The sequence below is a fragment of the Pikeienuella sp. genome (assembly GCF_046290545.1).
GTDB lineage: Bacteria > Pseudomonadota > Alphaproteobacteria > Rhodobacterales > Rhodobacteraceae > Pikeienuella.
In genome coordinates, this window is record NZ_JBKAGV010000017.1 from 900,011 (window position 1) to 914,904 (window position 14,894).

Below are 14,894 nucleotides of genomic sequence, written 5' to 3' on the forward strand. Positions count from 1 at the left end.
TTGCGCCGGCCGAGCGGGATGAGCGCAGGCGCCATCAATCGCTCACCCGGCGACCAGCGAAGGCAGTTCCCGCCTGAACGGGACGGAGTCGCCTCGCGGCTCGCCAAGCTCGCGGGCGAAGCGGTGGCCGGCATAGACCGCGGCGGCGATGGTGCCGGGCGCGAGGCAGTCGCCGATCCGGGTCAGGGAGGCGGGAGCGTCGGCCCCTGCGGCGATCAGGCGGCGCAGGTCTTGGAAGAGATCGTCGACCGGGCGCCGCATCGTCACCGGCACGAAGGCGGCGCAGGGGAAGTCCCGCTCGCGCCCGGTGAAGGTGCAGGCGGCGGCGACGGAGCCGGCCCCGACGCGGACGACGGTCAGGTGAGGGGCGATGCGGACGCCCATCTCCATCAACCGGGCCTGAATGCGCTCCTGTTCGAGGGTGTTGTGGGTGAAATGCGAGACATCGGCGGCGGGGGTGACCAGCGTCACGTCGAGGCCCGCGGCGCGCAGCTTCTCCGCCAGGAGGCCGCCCATGTAGTAGTGATCGTCATCGAAGAGGACGACGGGCCCTTCGGGCCGCGCTCCGCCCATGATCGCGTCGGGCGTGAGGATGACGGCGCCGGGATCGCGCGGGATCGGCGCAGGGAGCGCGCGCCCCATGCCGCTGTCGCACCAGAGCGACCCCGTGGCGACGACGACGTGATCGGCGCCGAATTCCAGCACCTGTTCCGCGGTCAGGCGGCTTTCGAGATAGGTTTCGACATTGGCCATCCTGCCGATCTGGTATTCGCGGTAATCGGCCACGCGCTTCCATTCCATCAGGCCGGGCAGGCTCGTCGCCTCGCGAAGGACGCGCCCGCCGAGGGCCTTGCCCGCCTCGGCCAGGGTCACGCCATAGCCGCGCTGGCCGAGGGCGCGCGCGGCCTCCAGCCCGGAAGGCCCGGCGCCGACGATCAGGACCGTCTCCCCGGCATGTCTCGGCGCAATGCGCTCCGGGTGCCAGCCCTTGCGCCATTCCTCGCCCATCGTCGGGTTCTGCGTGCAGCGCATCGGCGTGGCGAGGAAATCCGCCGTGACGCAGATGTTGCAGCCGATGCATTCGCGAATGTCCTCGATCCGGCCTTCCTCGACCTTCCGCGGCAGGAAGGGATCGGCGATCGACGGCCGGGCCGCGCCGATCAGGTCCAGCGCGCCGGAGCGGATGAGCGAGACCATCGCGTCGGGCGAGGTGTAGCGCCCGACGCCGACGACCGGTTTCGACGTCACCGACTTCACGAAGGAGACGTAGCTGTCCTGAAACCCGCTCGGCGCGAAGCGGGAGGTCATGCTGTCATTGGTCCAGTCGCTCAGGTTCACGTCCCAGAGGTCCGGGATTTCGGCCAGCATCTCGACCACGTCGCGCCCCTCGCCCCCGGCGCTGAGGCCGGCCTCCCCGAGCAGTTCCTCGACGCCGAAACGGAGCGCGACCGCGCAGGTGTCGCCCACCGCCTCCTTCGTCTCGGTCAGCACCTCGCGCAGCAGCCGGGCGCGGTTCTCGAGGCTGCCGCCGTATTCGTCGCTCCTGCGGTTCCGGCGGCGCGACAGGAAGTGCGAGAGCGCGCTGAGGTCGTGCCCGGCGTAGACATAGACGATGTCGAACCCGGCCTCCCGCGCCCGCTTCGCAGCCTGAACATACCAGCGGCGGAGGTTGCGGATGTCCTCCCTGTCCATCGCGCGGGCCTGGACCGGATCGAGATAGCTGACCGGGCCGTCGCTCGGCCCCAACGGGATTTCCCGGCTGAAGCGGTTGGGGGTCGTCATGCCGTCATAGCAGGGCTCGATCCCGGCGAGGGCGCCGTGCTCGTGAATCCGGTCGGTCATCCTGCGGAAGACGGGAATGTCGGCGTCATCCCAGAGGCGCCCCTCGATCACGGGGGCGAGTTCGGCGCTGTGATGGATCTCCACCTGTTCCGTGCAGACGACGCCCCAGCCGCCCTCGGCCTTCACCGCCCGCATCTCGGTCATCGAGGAGGGGTAGAGATGGCCCATGCCGTTGCAATGGGGGACCTGGTAGAACCGGTTCTTCGTCGTGACGGGGCCGATCCTCACCGGCTCGAACAGGATGTCGTAGCGCGGATCGCGGACGGCCCCGAGGTCCGCTGGGCGGGCCGGCCTGTTCATTTCAGAGCCTCGAGCAGCTTTTCGCGCGAGACGCCGCGCGCGTCGCAGGACGCGCAGGCCTGCGGCCCGCCGAGGGCGGCGACGACGGCGCCGGCCGTCTCCCGCCCCGAGAGCCAGGCGCCGGAGACGAGCGCGGGGTAGCGCGCCGAGAGCGCCTCGCCGGCGAAGAACACCCGGCCGGCGAGCGGCCGGCCCATCGCCGCGCGCGCCGCATGGCGGCCCGGCCGGGCGGCGGAATAGGCGCCGAGGGTCAGCGGATTGTCCGCCCAGCCGGACATGGAGCCCTTCACGAAGCGCCGCCGCGCGGAGGAGCCGACCATGCCCGCGAACTCCCCGAGCGCGAAATCGACGGCCGCCGCCTCGCCCGCGCGGCTCAGCTCCCAGCCGAAGGCGCCGCCGGCGAAGCCGACCGCGAGGTCGGAGCCCGTGGGCCAGGTCAGGAAATAGGCGGCGCTTGCGGGAACCTCTTCCGGCACGGCGTAGGTGAGGAAATCGTTCTCCTTCAGGCCGAAGCGTTCGCCGTCGAACTGCAGGGCGATCTTCAGGAGGAGCCCCATCGGGACATCGTGGATCGCCTCGGCCTGATCCGCCGGAAGATCGGGGAAGAAGCGCAGGCCGCCCGCGGCCAGCACCCCGGTCGAGACGGTTACGATGCAGGCGTCGGCGGAAATCGCGCCCCGGTCGGTCTCGACCCGGACGCCGGGGCCGCTCCAGTCCACCCGGCGGGCGGCGACGCCCGTCAGGATCGGCAGGTCGGCGCCGAGACCGGCGACGAGGGCGCCGAGGCCCTCCCGGATCAGGTAGTTGTAGGCGTAGCTTCCGTAGGCGTTCACGTCGCCGAGGGAGAGGTCCGCGAAGTCCACCCCGAAATCCATCGGCGCCATCCAGCTCTGGGCCGTGGCCGACATCGGCAGATTCGCGGGCAGCCGGCTCGCGGCGGAGACGTCGGGCGCGCCGTAGAGCGCCGCCTCGATCCGGTCATTGGCGAGGCCGTATTGCGCCCATTCCGCATCGGTCGCGCGCCGGCCGCCGACGAAGAACGCCTCGCCGGCGTCGTCATGGTCCACCAGCGTGAAGCCGCCGGCGCGCGCGGCCTCGACCAGCGGCAGGCCGTTCGGCCCCTGCAGCCAGGCGGCGCCGTGATCATAGGGGAAGCCGAACGTCTCGCTCTCCGTGTAGGCGCGCCCGCCGATCCGGCCCGCCGCCTCGATCACGAGAACCGAGCGGCCGTCGGCGATCAGCCGCCGCGCCGCCGCGATGCCCGCGGCCCCCGCGCCGATTACGACGACCTCGGGGTTCGTCGGGGCCGCCCAGGCCATGCGGGGGAGGGCCGCGCTTGCGGCGGCCGTCGCCAGAAAGGCGCGGCGGTCGAGGCGGGCGCGGCTCATGCGGCGGGGCCTTCCGCGACCGGCGCCGGCGGAGCGAAGCAGCCGGGAAATTGGGTCGCCAGAAACCCCTCCAACTGCGCGACGCAATAATCGCGCGTGAACTCGTCCGGATAGACGATGGCGTTGAGCCAGAGGCCGTCGCTGAAGCATTCGATGGCGTTGGTCACGACCGAAGGGTCGCGCGCGTCGCCCGCCGCGCCGCCGGTCAGGTCGGCGCAAAGCGCCTGGAGCACATCGCCGCGTTCGTCATCGTAGCTTTCCACCATCTTCCGGTAGAACCGGCGATACTCGGCCTCGCCGAAGAAGGCGAACCAGACGGCGATGGTCTTCGGGTTGAAGATCGCGGGGTCGAAGCTCGCGAGGGCGATCCGCCGGAGCTTTTCCGCCGGAGGGAGATCGGGGGCGGCGGCGATTTCGGCCCAGGTCGCGCGAACCTGCTCGGACAGATGCACGAGGGTCGAGGTCAGAAGGTTGTCCTTGCTCTCGAAATGCAGGCTGACGATGCCGACCGACAGCCCCGCGCGCCGGGTCACCTGAGCCATCGTCGTGCCGGAAATCCCGCGCTCGGCGATGCAGTCTATGGTGGCCTCGATCAGTTGCGTCCGGCGCACCTCTTTCGGGGCGGTGCGGGGGCGACGCTCTTCCGGCGTTTCGGGCTCGACGGATTCATGCGTGGTCAGGGTCAAGTCCGGTCTCCTTCCAGCACGATCACCGCATCCTCCGACCATGTGAGCCAGAGGGGCTTCGCCCGGTCCGGCGGGTCGGGGCGGTAGCTGCGCGCGTTGGGCTCCGAAACCGCGATGCGCGCCTCATGCCCCGCAAGGCGCACGATATGGCGACATCTCTCGCCGAGATAGGTGGTCAACTCCAGAGACGCCTCCACGGCGGGGGACCCGTCTGCGGGCGGCGTCTCGCTGAGCATGAACCGCTCCGGCCGGATCGCGACCCAGGCCGGCGACCCGGTCGCAAGGCTTGTCGCCCCGGCCGGGAGGGCCAGCCGGCCGAGGGCCTCGACATCGAGATGGGCGCATCCGTTCGCCCTGTCCGTGACGCGGGCCCGGAGGAAGTTCATGTTTCCGATGAAGCTCGCAACCGCGCGCGACGCCGGTCGCTCGTAGAGATCGGCGGGCGACCCGACCTGCAGGACGTCGCCGCCATCCATCACCGCGATGCGGTCGGATAGGGTGAGCGCCTCCTCCTGATCGTGGGTGACGAAGACGAAGGTGATGCCGATGGAGCGCTGGAGCCGCCGGAGCTCCACCTGCATCTGCTCGCGCAGCTGCCTGTCGAGCGCGCCGAGCGGCTCGTCGAGCAACAGCACCTTCGGCTTGAGTATGAGCGCGCGCGCCAGCGCGACGCGCTGCCGCTGGCCGCCGGAAAGCTCGTTCGCCTTGCGGCCGCCATAGCCGGCGAGGCGCATCAGGTCGAGCATTTCATCGACCATCTCCCGCCGTCGCGCCTGCGGGAGCTTCAGCTTGCGAAGCCCGTAGCCCACATTGTCCGCCACGTTCATGTGCGGAAAGATCGCGTAGTTCTGGAAGACCATGTTGACCGGGCGCCGGAAGGGCGGAACGGCGGACATCTCCTGCCCGTCGATCCAGATCTCGCCGCCCGAGACATCCTCGAAGCCGGCGAGCATCCGCAGGAGCGTCGTCTTTCCGCAGCCCGACGCGCCGAGGAGCGAGAAGAACTCGCCCTTGCCGATGTCCATCGAGATGTTCTCGATGGCGCGGAACGCGCCATAGGATTTCGCGACATTGCGGATGGATATGAAGCCATTGCCGGGCGTCATCGGGCCGCACCCTTTTTTCGCGCTTCGGCGTCTTCGGGCCGCGCGAGCCCGATCCGGCCGATCCAGAGGGCTGCGAACACCAGCAGGAAGGACACGGCGAGGATCAGCGTCGAGAGCGCCAGCACCGACGGGAATTCCCGCGGGAAGCGAAGCTGCGACCAGATGTAGATCGGCAGCGTCGCGTCGGATCCGGACAGGAAGAAGGTCATTATGAATTCGTCGAAGGAGATCGTGAAGGTCAGGAGAAGGCTCGCGACAATCCGGGGCAGGACCATCGGAAAGGTGACGCGCCAGAAGGTCCACCAGCCGTTCTCCCCGAGATCGGCGGAGGCCTCCTCGATCGAGCGGTCGAACCCCTCGAACCGCGGCAGGAGGGTCGCGACCGCGAAGGGCAGGCAGATGACGAGATGGCCGAAGCCCACCGTGACGAGCGACAGGGGCACGCCGATCCGGCTGAAGAGGATCAGAAGCGCGACGCCGAAGATGATGCCGGGGATGACCAGCGGCAGCATGGCGAAGGCGATGATCGCGCTCTGCCCGGGCAGCCGGCGCAGGGTGATGGCGCGCGCCGCCAGGAGCCCCAGCGCCGTCGCGAGCAGCGAGACGCAGACGCCCACGCGCACGCTGTTCCAGAGCGCCGCGAGGACGGAATCCCGGCTCCAGAGACCGGCATACCATTGCAGGGTGAAGCCCTGCAGCGGGAAGCGGACATAGATCGACTCGTTGAAGCTGAAGAGCGGCAGCGCAAGGACCGGCAGATAGAGGACCGTCAGGAAGACGAGCGCATAGGCCGTCAGGGCCCGGTTCGGCCGGTTGATGTAGGTCCCCCCGCTCACGCCGCCCGCTCCGCGAGGATGCGGGAGAGGACGAGGAACACCAGCCCGATCGCCGCGATCCACAGGGTCAGCACGATCGAGAGGGCGGCGCCCATGGGCCAGTTGTTCACGGCCCCGAACTGCAACTGGATGAGGTTGCCGATCATCGCGCCGTCCGGCCCGCCGAGAAGCGCCGGGGTGATGTAGTCGCCCGTCGTCGGGATGAAGATCAGGAAGAAGGCCGAGAGCACCCCCGGCATCGAGAGGGGGAGGGTGATCCTGAAGAAGCGCCGCGCCGGCCCGTCACCGAGATCGGCGGCCGCCTCCAGCAGCGAGCGGTCGATCTTCTCCAGCGACACGTAAAGCGGAAGGATCGCGAAGGCCGCCCAGGCGTGGGCGAGCGTCACGATCACCGCGGTCGGCGAGTAGAGCAGGAATTCCAGCGGCGCCGCGATCCATCCGAGCGAGAGAAGCGAGGCGTTGATGACCCCCTCGTAGCCGAGGATCACCTTCCACGCGAAGATCCGGAGGAGATAGCTCGTCCAGAACGGCAGGGTCATCAGGATGATCCACAGCATCTTGTGGCGATGCACGTGAAAGGCCACGTAATACGCCATCGGATAGCAGAGGAGGACGGTAACGACCGTAACCACGCCGGATATCCAGAGCGAACGGGACAGGAAGGCGCCGAAGATCGGCTCGTTCCAGACTCTCAGGTAGTTCGCGAGGGTCGGCGTGGTGTCGAAGCCGAAACCGTCCCGCGTCCAGAAGCTGATGAGCAGAAGCACGAAGAACGGGACGGCCACGCCGACAAGAAGGAACAGCAGCGTGGGCGACATCAGCGCGAAGCCGCGGGCCGTCCGGCCGAAGCCGCGGCGCGCGGGGCGCCCCGTGGCCGGCGCCCGAAGGATCGCCGTCTCCGTCATCGCCATGCCGGCGGACGCGCCCCTGCGGCGTCGTCCCGATCGGCGCCGGGCCGCATGACGTCAGAACCCCGCCTTGATCAGCTCGAAGGTCTCGTTCATCCGGCTCTCCCATTCCTGGGTCTGCGGGACGCCGAAATGGCCCGCCGTAAGGATTTCCTCGGGGTTGCTGCTCAACCCGAGGGAGGCGAGCGTCTCCCCGTCGAACGTCTCGAAGGCGCGGGCGTTGGAATGCCCGTAGCCGTAGCTCTCGATCATGAACTGGCCTGACTCGACGCTCAGCAGCGCGTCGAGCGCCTCATAGGCGCGGTCCGGATTCGGGGCGTCGCGATGCATCATGAAGCCGCAGATCCAGGTCAGCTGCCCTTCGCGGGGCTGCGCGAAGCGGACCGGCACGCCCTCGGATTGCAGCAGCACGGCGGAGCTGTTCCATGTCATCGCCGCCGCCATCTCGCCCGAGGCGAGCGCCTGTTCGAGCGTCGTCGTGTCGTCGGTGTAGACGCGGACGAGCGGGCGCTGCGCGCGGAGGACGGCGGAGATCGCCTCGAACGCCTCTTCCGTGTGGATCTCCGTGAACGGCACGCCCGCCTTGATCGCCGCGCACCACCACGAATCCCCGCCCGAGGCGAGCATGCCGATCCTGCCGGCGATGCGCTCGTCCCAGAGAATGTCCCAGCTTTCCTCGCCCTCCGGCTCGTAGAGATCCGTCCGGTAGGTGACGGACGTGCCGCCCCAGTCGAACGGCGCCATCCAGACCTTTCCTTCCCCGGCGTCGTTGCCCTCTCTCTGGTAGAGGCCGGGCATCACGTCGCCCCAGTTCGCGAGCCTCGACGGGTCTATCGGCTGGAAGAGCCCGGTGTCGATCCAGCGCGGCGTGTCCGTCAGGCAGGGGTGGACGATGTCCACGACGAAGCCGCCGCGCATCCGGGTCAGCGCATCTTCCGAGCCTCCGAAGACGACGAATTCGGGGAGCGCGCCGTTCTTCGCGACATAGGAGCCGTAAAGCTCCTCGATGTCGAAGCCGCCCCAGGTGAAGACGGCGGCGTGATCTCCGCCCTGCGCCAGCGCCGCACGCGGCGCCGCCTGGATCGCCACGGTTCCGATTCCGAGGCTGAGCAGCCCCCTGGCGAAGGCCCTGCGAGAAAGGGTTCCGCTCCGCACGGCGTGTAGCTGGTCGAGCACGTCCATGGACTGCCTCCTTCATTGGCGCATCGGGGACGCCTCTTGCGTCTTGTCGCGGCGCATCCGGGCGGGCGTCGAGGCCCGGCGCTTTGAATGAATGCTCGTTCAGTGATTAAGGGGTTGTCAATCTTTTTGTCAGCGAGGGGGCGGTATGCCGAAGCGTTGGCCTGAACGCACCCGTTGTGCTGAAGATCTGCGCAGCCGCATGTCATCGCGCTGTTGACTGAACGCTTGTTCAGTCGTCGTATGCGTCGCGTCCGGATGGCGGGCGGCGATTCGCGGCGCGATCGCCGTCCGGCGCCCGCGGACGACAGGAACAGGAGACCATGATGGCCGGATCGCCCCGGATTGTCCGCCTCGCCCCGAACGGAGCTGGCCTGAAGCCCATCGGAATCGACCCGGTCGACTTTCAGTCGCCGCCGCTGCGGCAGAACCTTCAGATCTGTTTCAGCGACCCGGAGATCGGGCTCAATGTCGGCGTATGGGATTCGACCCGGATGCAGGAGGCGTTCGGCCCCTATCCCGGCGACGAGTTCGTTCTGGTGCTGGACGGCGCGTTCAGCATGGTCGACGGCGCGGGCGGGGCGCTGCAGGCGAAGGCCGGCGAGATGGCGGCCTTCCGCAACGGCGCGCCGATGAGCTGGAAGCAGGACGGCTATCTCAGGAAGTTCTTCCTCACGCTCCTCGCCCCCCGCGCCGCGGCGCCGGAGATCGCGACCGCCGAGGGCGGCTTCATCGTCATCGACCCGGCGGAGGCGCTTTCCGACGACGACATCCTGCCGGAATCCGAGAGCACGGGAAGCGGCGCGCTGGAGCGGGAGAGGATCTTCTTCCGGAACGACGCGGGCACGATGACTGTCGGCCTCTGGGATTGCCGGGCTTTCGACGGCGAGGCGATGTCTCCCTTCCCCTGCCATGAATTGTGCGTCATGGCGGATGGCGAGGTCACGATCAGGGAGCCGGGCGGGGTCGAGCAGACCTTTCTGCCCGGCGACGTGTTCTTCGTGCCGAAGGGCGCGATGTGCAGCTGGCATGTGCCGCGCTACATCCGGAAATTCTTCGCGACGGTATATCCCTGATCGCGTCGTCCGATCCCTCCTGCCGGCGGTCTCCCATGAATGCGCCCAAGCTGTCCTCGAACTTTCCGACGAATCCCGATGTGATCGTGATCGGCGCCGGCGCCGCCGGGATCGCGGCGACGAAGCGCCTGAAGAAGGAGGGGCTTTCGGTCATCGCGCTCGAGGCCGCGGCGCGCGTGGGCGGCCGCGCCTGGACGGACCATGACGCTCTCGGGACGCCGGTGGACATGGGCTGTTCCTGGCTTTCGGGGCTCGACCGCAACAGCGTCGGCAAGATCGCCCGGAAGCGCGGCTTCTCGCTCGTCTCGCACACCCATGCGCAGACAGATCTCTTCCGCGACGGCGCCCGCGCGACGGCGCAGGACCACGAGGATTACGGCAGGGCGGCGAAGGCCATCGCGAAGGCGATGAACCGGGCCGGCCGGAAGGGGATCGACATTCCGGCGCGCGACGTGACGCCGGAGGGCCTTCCCTGGGCCGGCGCGGTGCAGGCCTGGCTGGGGCCGATGGATTACGGCGTCGAATTCGACGGGATATCGACGCTGGAGGACTGGAACGGGAGGTCGGACCAGCCCTCGGCCTTCGTCCGGGAGGGACTGGGCAGCGTCGTCGCGCGCGAGGCGAAGGGGCTGCCGATACGGCTGAACGCGGCCGTGACCGGCATCGACTGGTCCGGCCAGAGCGTCAGCGTCGAGACCACGGAGGGGACGCTGCGGGCCCGCGCCTGCATCGTCACGGTCTCCGCCGGCGTTCTCGCCGCCGGGGGCGTCCGCTTCACGCCCGGACTGCCGGCGGATCGGATGGAGGCGATCGACGCGGTTCCCATGGGCCTGCTGATGAAGGTTCCGCTGCTCTTCGACGGGGGGCGGCTCGGGCTCGGCGAGAACAACTGGGTCACCTACTGGATCCCGGACGAGCTTCCCATGCGGGCCTGCTATTTCATCGCCTGGCCCTGCGGCGCGGATTACCTGTTCGGGAACATCGGCGGCGCCCTCGGCTGGGAGCTCTCGCGCGAGAAGCCGGAGGCGGCGGTCGACTTCGCGCTGGAGGAACTCGTCAAGCTCGTGGGTTCGGACGCGCGCAAGCATTTCGTCAAGGGCGTGCGGACGGACTGGGCCAATGACCCGCTCGTGAGGGGCGCCTATTCCTGCGTCCGGCCCGGCCATGCCGGCGTTCGCGAGACGCTCGCCGCGCCTCTGGCGGACCGGATATTCTTCGCGGGCGAGGCCTGCGCCACGGATTATCCCGCCCTCGTCAACGGCGCATGGGACAGCGGGAAACGGACGGCGCGGCGCGTGGCGAAGACGCTCGCCGGGGCGGGCGGCTGAACGCCCCGGTCACGGCGCTTTGCGAAATCCGGGCCCAAGCCGTGACCCCCGCACACGATGTGCAGGGGGCTCAAGTATATGATTTAATGACGAAAATGGAAATTCCCTCGCGAGGGCGGAGAAGGCTCACGCCGCGAGCGCGCGCATCAGTTGCTCGGCGAAGCGCGCGGCCGCCACCGGCAGGGCGCGCTGGCGGAGCTGGCAGAGATGGAGGAGCCCCGGCGGCGCGTCCCGCTCGTCCAGCGGGCGCTGGGCCCAGCCGCCGCCGCCGCCCGCGGGCAGGCCGATGGGAATCTGGAAGGTGACCACGCGCTCCGCCAGCGCATGGGCGCGCAGGAACTCGAAGCTGTTCGAGGTGACGGCCGGCGCAAGCCTGACGCTGGAGCGCGCTAGCGCGGCGTCGAGGATGCGGCGAACGCCATAGGCGTCCGTCGGCGCGGCGACCGGGTATTCGAGGCAGTCGCGCAGGCGGACCGGCCCCGCCTCCCGCGCGAGCGGATGATCGGCGGCCATGACGGCCATCACCACCTGCGGCGCGGTGATCGCGGTGCGCACTTCCGCGAGCCGCGCCGGTTCGAACACGAGGGCGAGATCGGCGCTGAGGTCCACCAGCGCGCCCTCGGCCACCTCCCGGTCCCCCCGCGTCACCTCGAAGGTCACGGCGGGGTGCTGCGCGCGGTAGGCCGCGATCTCCCGCGGCAGGAAATAGGGGAGGAGCGCTTGCGAGGAGACGATGGAGACATGGCCGCGCCGCTCCCCCGAAAGGTCCGCGATCTGGCTGCGGACGCGCGCCATGTCCGCGACCTGGGCGCGGAAATGGTGGATCACCAGCTCCCCGGCGGGGGAGAGGCGCACGCCGCGCGGCAGCCGCTCGAAGACGGGCGCGCCGAGCTCCGCCTCGAAGGCGAGGATGCGCCGGTTGAGCGCGGTATGCGTGATCGCCAGCGCCTCCGCCGCCTTGCGGATGGAGCCCGCGCGGGCGACGGCGTCGATCGTCCTCAGAAGCGCATGATGGCGCATGATCCTCTCCAGCGGTGCGTTTTCGGCCCCGGTACGGTGAATTCTTAGCAGACGACGTTTCCACTTTCATCCCGCATCCTCGCATTCGACTCGAATTGGGCGCGACCCCTCAAGGAGGATGCGAAGATGCGGACGAACCTGACACGGCGCGGATTTCTCGGCACGGCGGCTTCCGCCGCCGCTCTCGCCGCGGGCGGGCGGCCCGCGCTGGCGGCGGGGGTGACCATCGGCTTCATCTATGTCGGCCCGCGGGACGATTTCGGCTACAATCAGGCCCATGCCGAGGGCGCCGCCGCCGTGAAGGCGATGGACGGCGTGACCGTGGTGGAGGAGGAGAACGTCGCCGAGACGGTGGACGTGCAGAAGTCGATGGAGTCGATGATCTCCTTCGACGGCGCCTCGATGATCTTCCCCACAAGCTTCGGCTATTTCGACCCGCATATCCTGACGCTGGCGCCGAAATATCCCGATGTCCGCTTCCAGCATGCCGGCGGCATGTGGCGCGAGGACGTGCACCCGGCCAATGTCGGCTCCTATTTCGGCTATATCGGGATGGGGCAGTATCTGAACGGCGTCGTCGCCGGGCACATGTCGAAGACGAAGAAGCTCGGCTTCGTCGCCGCCAAGCCCATTCCGCAGGTGCTGATGAACGTCAACAGCTTCCTGCTCGGCGCCCGCTCCGTCGACCCCTCCATCACGCTCCAGGTGATCTTCACCGGCGAATGGTCCATGGCGGTGAAGGAGGCGGAGGCGGCCAATGCGCTCGTCGACCAGGGCGCGGACGTCATCACCTGCCATGTGGACGGCCCGAAGGTCGTGATCCAGACGGCGGCGGGCCGCGGCGCCTATGTCTGCGGCTACCATGCCGACCAGTCGGCGCTCGCGCCCGATCTCTACCTGACCGGTGCGGAATGGAACTGGGCCGAGGTCTACACCTCCATGGCGGCGGCCGCGCTGAAGGGTGAGCATATCCCCAACTTCGTGCGGGGCGGGCTGGCGCAGAACTTCGTGAAGATGAGCGCCCTCGGCGTCGCGGTGAGCGAGCCGGCGCGGGCGAATTTCGCCGCCGTGAAGGCGGAGATCGAGAAGGGCGGCTTCGCGGCGATCCGCGGGCCGCTGAAGGACAACAAGGGCAACGTGATCGCAGCCGAGGGCCAGAGCTTCGAGGAGACGGACGTCGCGCTCGAAAGCATGGACTATCTCGTCGAGGGCGTGATCGGCGCGACCTCCTGATGACGATCACGGCGGAAGGCTCCGGGCTTTCCGCCGCGAGGGGCGCGGCGGGCGCGCTCCTCGGGCGGGCGGAGGGGATCGTCATCCCCCTCGGCTCGCTGCTGGCGGGCTTCGCCGCCTTCTCGCTCTTCCTCCTCGCGCTCGGCCATTCGCCGGCGGAGTTCTTCTCCCTCGTCTGGCGCGGCGGGTTCGGGACGGCGTTTTCCTGGGAGAACACGCTTTCCCGCGCCGCGCCGCTCCTCCTCGCCGCGCTCTGCGTCGCGCTCCCGGCCCGGCTCGGGCTCGTCATCATCGGCGGGGAGGGCGCGATCGGCATCGGCGGGCTCGCCGCGGCGGCGGCGGCGACGGCGACGGGCATGGCGGCGCCCGCCGTCATCGCGGCGGCGGCGGCGGGCGGGCTCTGGATCGGGCTCGCGGGCTGGCTCCGCCATGCGCGCGGGGTGAACGAGACGATCTCCTCCCTCCTCCTCGCCTATCTCGCCATCGCGCTCTTCAACCATATCGTCGAGGGGCCGCTCCGCGACCCGGCGAGCCTCAACAAGCCTTCGACCGCGCCGATCCCCGACGCTGTTCGCGTCGGGGAGATTCCGGGGATCGGGGTGCATTGGGGCCTCGCCGCCGGCGTTCTCGCCTGCCTTCTCGCCTGGGTGCTGATCGAGCGGACGCGCTGGGGCTTCGCGGCGCGGATCGCCGGCGGGAACGTGCGGGCGGCGCAGCTGCAGGGCCTGCCCGTCGGCGCGCTGATCGTCGGCTTCGCGGCGCTCGGCGGGGCGGCGGCGGGGCTCGTGGGCTTTTTCGAGGTGGCGGCGATCCACGGTTCGGCCAACGCCTCGCTGCTGGCGGGCTATGGCTGGTCCGGCATCCTCATCGCCTTCCTCGCGCGGCACAATCCGCTTGCGATCATCCCCGCAGCGATCCTCGTCGGCGGGCTGGAGGCTTCGGGCGGGCTGGTGCAGCGGCGGATGGGGCTGCCGGACGCGACGATCCTCGTGCTGGAGGGGATGGTCTTCGTCGCCATCCTGCTCGGGGAGACCTTGCGCGGCCGGCTCCCGGGGGCCGCGCGATGACCGGGGAGGAGCTCGGCCTCTGGGGCGTTCCGCTGGCGATCCTCGCCGGGGCGATCCGCGTCTCGACGCCCTTCCTCTTCGTCGCGCTCGGAGAGTGCCTGACGGAGCGGTCCGGGCGGATCAATCTCGGGCTTGAGGGGACGCTGATCTTCGGCGCGATGACGGCCTATGCGGTGGCCTACGAGACCGGCTCGCCCTGGCTCGGCGTCGGCGCAGCGGCCTTCGCGGGCGCGGGGTTCGGGCTCGTACACGGGGCGATCTGCGGGCTTCGCGGGGTCAACGACATCGCCGTCGGCATCGCGCTGATGCTGCTCGGCATGGGCCTCGCCTTCTTCTTCGGCAAGGCCTATGTGCAGCCGGTCGCGCCGCAATTGCCGGCGGTACCCTTGGGCTTCTGGTCGGACATCCCGCAGGTGCGGGCGGCGCTGGAGGTCAACGCGCTCTTCATTGTCGGGGCGATCCTCGCCGTGCTCATGGCCTGGATGTTCCGGGCGACGCGCGCCGGCCTCATCGTCCGCGTGGTGGGGGACGGGGCGGAGCCGGCGCGGGCGCTCGGCGTCGACCCGCTCCGCGTGCGGAGGCTGGCGACGATGGCGGGGGGCGCGCTTTCCGGCGTCGGCGGCGCGCATCTCTCGCTCTATTATCCCGGGAGCTGGAACGAGGGGATTTCCTCAGGCCAGGGGCTCATGGCGGTCGCGCTCGTGATCTTCGCGCGGTGGAGCCCGGTCAACTGCTTCTGGGCGGCCCTGCTCTTCGGCGGCGCGGGCGCGCTCGGACCGGCGCTGCAATCGGTCGGCGTCACGGAGGGGCGGCATCTCTTCGGCGCGGCGCCCTATCTCCTGACGCTCGGCCTCCTCATCGCCGCCAGTTCGCCCGCCCGCAGCCTCGCCGGCGCGCCCGCCGCGCTCGGCTTCAACCGGTAGGA

13 protein-coding genes are annotated in these 14,894 nt (G+C 69.6%); 5 read left to right on the forward strand and 8 right to left on the reverse strand.

The features are described 5' to 3' along the window. Positions 1-42: 42 nt before the first annotated feature. From ACE37J_RS20780 to ACE37J_RS20810, 7 genes are read right to left on the reverse strand one after another with little or no spacing between them, the layout of a single operon-like run. A complete protein-coding gene (locus ACE37J_RS20780) occupies positions 43-2,142 on the reverse strand; it encodes an NAD(P)-binding protein (RefSeq protein WP_409715345.1) in 2,100 nt (699 codons plus the stop codon). After that, positions 2,139-3,530: a flavin monoamine oxidase family protein gene (locus ACE37J_RS20785; RefSeq protein WP_409715348.1), complete on the reverse strand. Its 1,392-nt coding sequence runs from the start codon at positions 3,528-3,530 to the stop codon at positions 2,139-2,141. Before ACE37J_RS20785 ends, ACE37J_RS20780 begins: the two co-directional genes overlap by 4 nt. After that, the gene (locus ACE37J_RS20790; RefSeq protein WP_409715351.1) at positions 3,527-4,216 is read right to left on the reverse strand and encodes a TetR family transcriptional regulator C-terminal domain-containing protein; all 690 of its coding nucleotides are present in this window, start codon (positions 4,214-4,216) and stop codon (positions 3,527-3,529) included. The genes ACE37J_RS20785 and ACE37J_RS20790 overlap by 4 nt, the downstream gene beginning before the upstream one ends. Beyond that, positions 4,213-5,322, reverse strand: a complete 1,110-nt coding sequence (locus tag ACE37J_RS20795; protein ID WP_409715354.1) for an ABC transporter ATP-binding protein — start codon at positions 5,320-5,322, stop codon at positions 4,213-4,215. Before ACE37J_RS20795 ends, ACE37J_RS20790 begins: the two co-directional genes overlap by 4 nt. Beyond that, the gene (locus ACE37J_RS20800; RefSeq protein WP_409715357.1) at positions 5,319-6,158 is read right to left on the reverse strand and encodes an ABC transporter permease; all 840 of its coding nucleotides are present in this window, start codon (positions 6,156-6,158) and stop codon (positions 5,319-5,321) included. Before ACE37J_RS20800 ends, ACE37J_RS20795 begins: the two co-directional genes overlap by 4 nt. Beyond that, positions 6,155-7,063, reverse strand: coding sequence for an ABC transporter permease (locus ACE37J_RS20805; protein WP_409715496.1), 909 nt, complete (start codon positions 7,061-7,063; stop codon positions 6,155-6,157). Before ACE37J_RS20805 ends, ACE37J_RS20800 begins: the two co-directional genes overlap by 4 nt. Positions 7,064-7,123: 60 nt before the next feature. Beyond that, positions 7,124-8,248 carry a PotD/PotF family extracellular solute-binding protein gene (locus ACE37J_RS20810; RefSeq protein WP_409715360.1) on the reverse strand — a complete coding sequence of 375 codons (1,125 nt, stop codon included), beginning with the start codon at positions 8,246-8,248 and terminating at the stop codon, positions 7,124-7,126. A 323-nt stretch (positions 8,249-8,571) separates the two neighbouring features. Here ACE37J_RS20810 and ACE37J_RS20815 point away from each other — a divergent pair, with 323 nt between their 5' ends. Both ACE37J_RS20815 and ACE37J_RS20820 read left to right on the forward strand, forming a co-directional pair. Then, positions 8,572-9,321 carry a cupin domain-containing protein gene (locus ACE37J_RS20815; RefSeq protein WP_409715363.1) on the forward strand — a complete coding sequence of 250 codons (750 nt, stop codon included), beginning with the start codon at positions 8,572-8,574 and terminating at the stop codon, positions 9,319-9,321. A 35-nt stretch (positions 9,322-9,356) separates the two neighbouring features. After that, positions 9,357-10,649, forward strand: coding sequence for a flavin monoamine oxidase family protein (locus ACE37J_RS20820; RefSeq protein WP_409715366.1), 1,293 nt, complete (start codon positions 9,357-9,359; stop codon positions 10,647-10,649). Positions 10,650-10,775: 126 nt separating this feature from the next. On the opposite strand, the gene ACE37J_RS20825 is transcribed toward ACE37J_RS20820, so the two are convergent. Further along, a complete protein-coding gene (locus ACE37J_RS20825) occupies positions 10,776-11,669 on the reverse strand; it encodes a LysR family transcriptional regulator (RefSeq protein WP_409715369.1) in 894 nt (297 codons plus the stop codon). Between the two features lie 126 nt (positions 11,670-11,795). Between ACE37J_RS20825 and ACE37J_RS20830 the strand changes: the two genes are divergently transcribed. Genes ACE37J_RS20830 through ACE37J_RS20840 form a run of 3 tightly spaced genes read left to right on the forward strand, consistent with a single transcriptional unit; the run spans position 11,796 to position 14,892 of the window. Beyond that, the gene (locus tag ACE37J_RS20830) at positions 11,796-12,902 is read left to right on the forward strand and encodes a BMP family ABC transporter substrate-binding protein (RefSeq protein ID WP_409715372.1); all 1,107 of its coding nucleotides are present in this window, start codon (positions 11,796-11,798) and stop codon (positions 12,900-12,902) included. Then, on the forward strand, positions 12,902-13,969 hold the full coding sequence (locus ACE37J_RS20835; protein WP_409715375.1) for an ABC transporter permease: 1,068 nt from the start codon (positions 12,902-12,904) through the stop codon (positions 13,967-13,969). The genes ACE37J_RS20830 and ACE37J_RS20835 overlap by 1 nt, the downstream gene beginning before the upstream one ends. Continuing rightward, positions 13,966-14,892 (forward strand): ABC transporter permease, encoded by a 927-nt coding sequence (locus ACE37J_RS20840; RefSeq protein WP_409715379.1) that lies wholly within the window; start codon positions 13,966-13,968, stop codon positions 14,890-14,892. Before ACE37J_RS20835 ends, ACE37J_RS20840 begins: the two co-directional genes overlap by 4 nt. The last annotated feature ends 2 nt before the right edge of the window (positions 14,893-14,894 follow it).

Excerpts from the sequence above, each read along its gene's own strand:
- ACE37J_RS20805 (WP_409715496.1), bottom strand. The coding sequence starts at position 7,063 with ATGACGGAGACGGCGATCCTTCGGGCGCCGGCCACGGGGCGCCCCGCG.
- ACE37J_RS20830 (WP_409715372.1), top strand. The coding sequence starts at position 11,796 with ATGCGGACGAACCTGACACGGCGCGGATTTCTCGGCACGGCGGCTTCC.
- ACE37J_RS20810 (WP_409715360.1), bottom strand. The coding sequence starts at position 8,248 with ATGGACGTGCTCGACCAGCTACACGCCGTGCGGAGCGGAACCCTTTCT.
- ACE37J_RS20785 (WP_409715348.1), bottom strand. The coding sequence starts at position 3,530 with ATGAGCCGCGCCCGCCTCGACCGCCGCGCCTTTCTGGCGACGGCCGCC.
- ACE37J_RS20835 (WP_409715375.1), top strand. The coding sequence starts at position 12,902 with ATGACGATCACGGCGGAAGGCTCCGGGCTTTCCGCCGCGAGGGGCGCG.
- ACE37J_RS20795 (WP_409715354.1), bottom strand. The coding sequence starts at position 5,322 with ATGACGCCCGGCAATGGCTTCATATCCATCCGCAATGTCGCGAAATCC.
- ACE37J_RS20780 (WP_409715345.1), bottom strand. The coding sequence starts at position 2,142 with ATGAACAGGCCGGCCCGCCCAGCGGACCTCGGGGCCGTCCGCGATCCG.
- ACE37J_RS20815 (WP_409715363.1), top strand. The coding sequence starts at position 8,572 with ATGGCCGGATCGCCCCGGATTGTCCGCCTCGCCCCGAACGGAGCTGGC.
- ACE37J_RS20840 (WP_409715379.1), top strand. The coding sequence starts at position 13,966 with ATGACCGGGGAGGAGCTCGGCCTCTGGGGCGTTCCGCTGGCGATCCTC.
- ACE37J_RS20825 (WP_409715369.1), bottom strand. The coding sequence starts at position 11,669 with ATGCGCCATCATGCGCTTCTGAGGACGATCGACGCCGTCGCCCGCGCG.
- ACE37J_RS20820 (WP_409715366.1), top strand. The coding sequence starts at position 9,357 with ATGAATGCGCCCAAGCTGTCCTCGAACTTTCCGACGAATCCCGATGTG.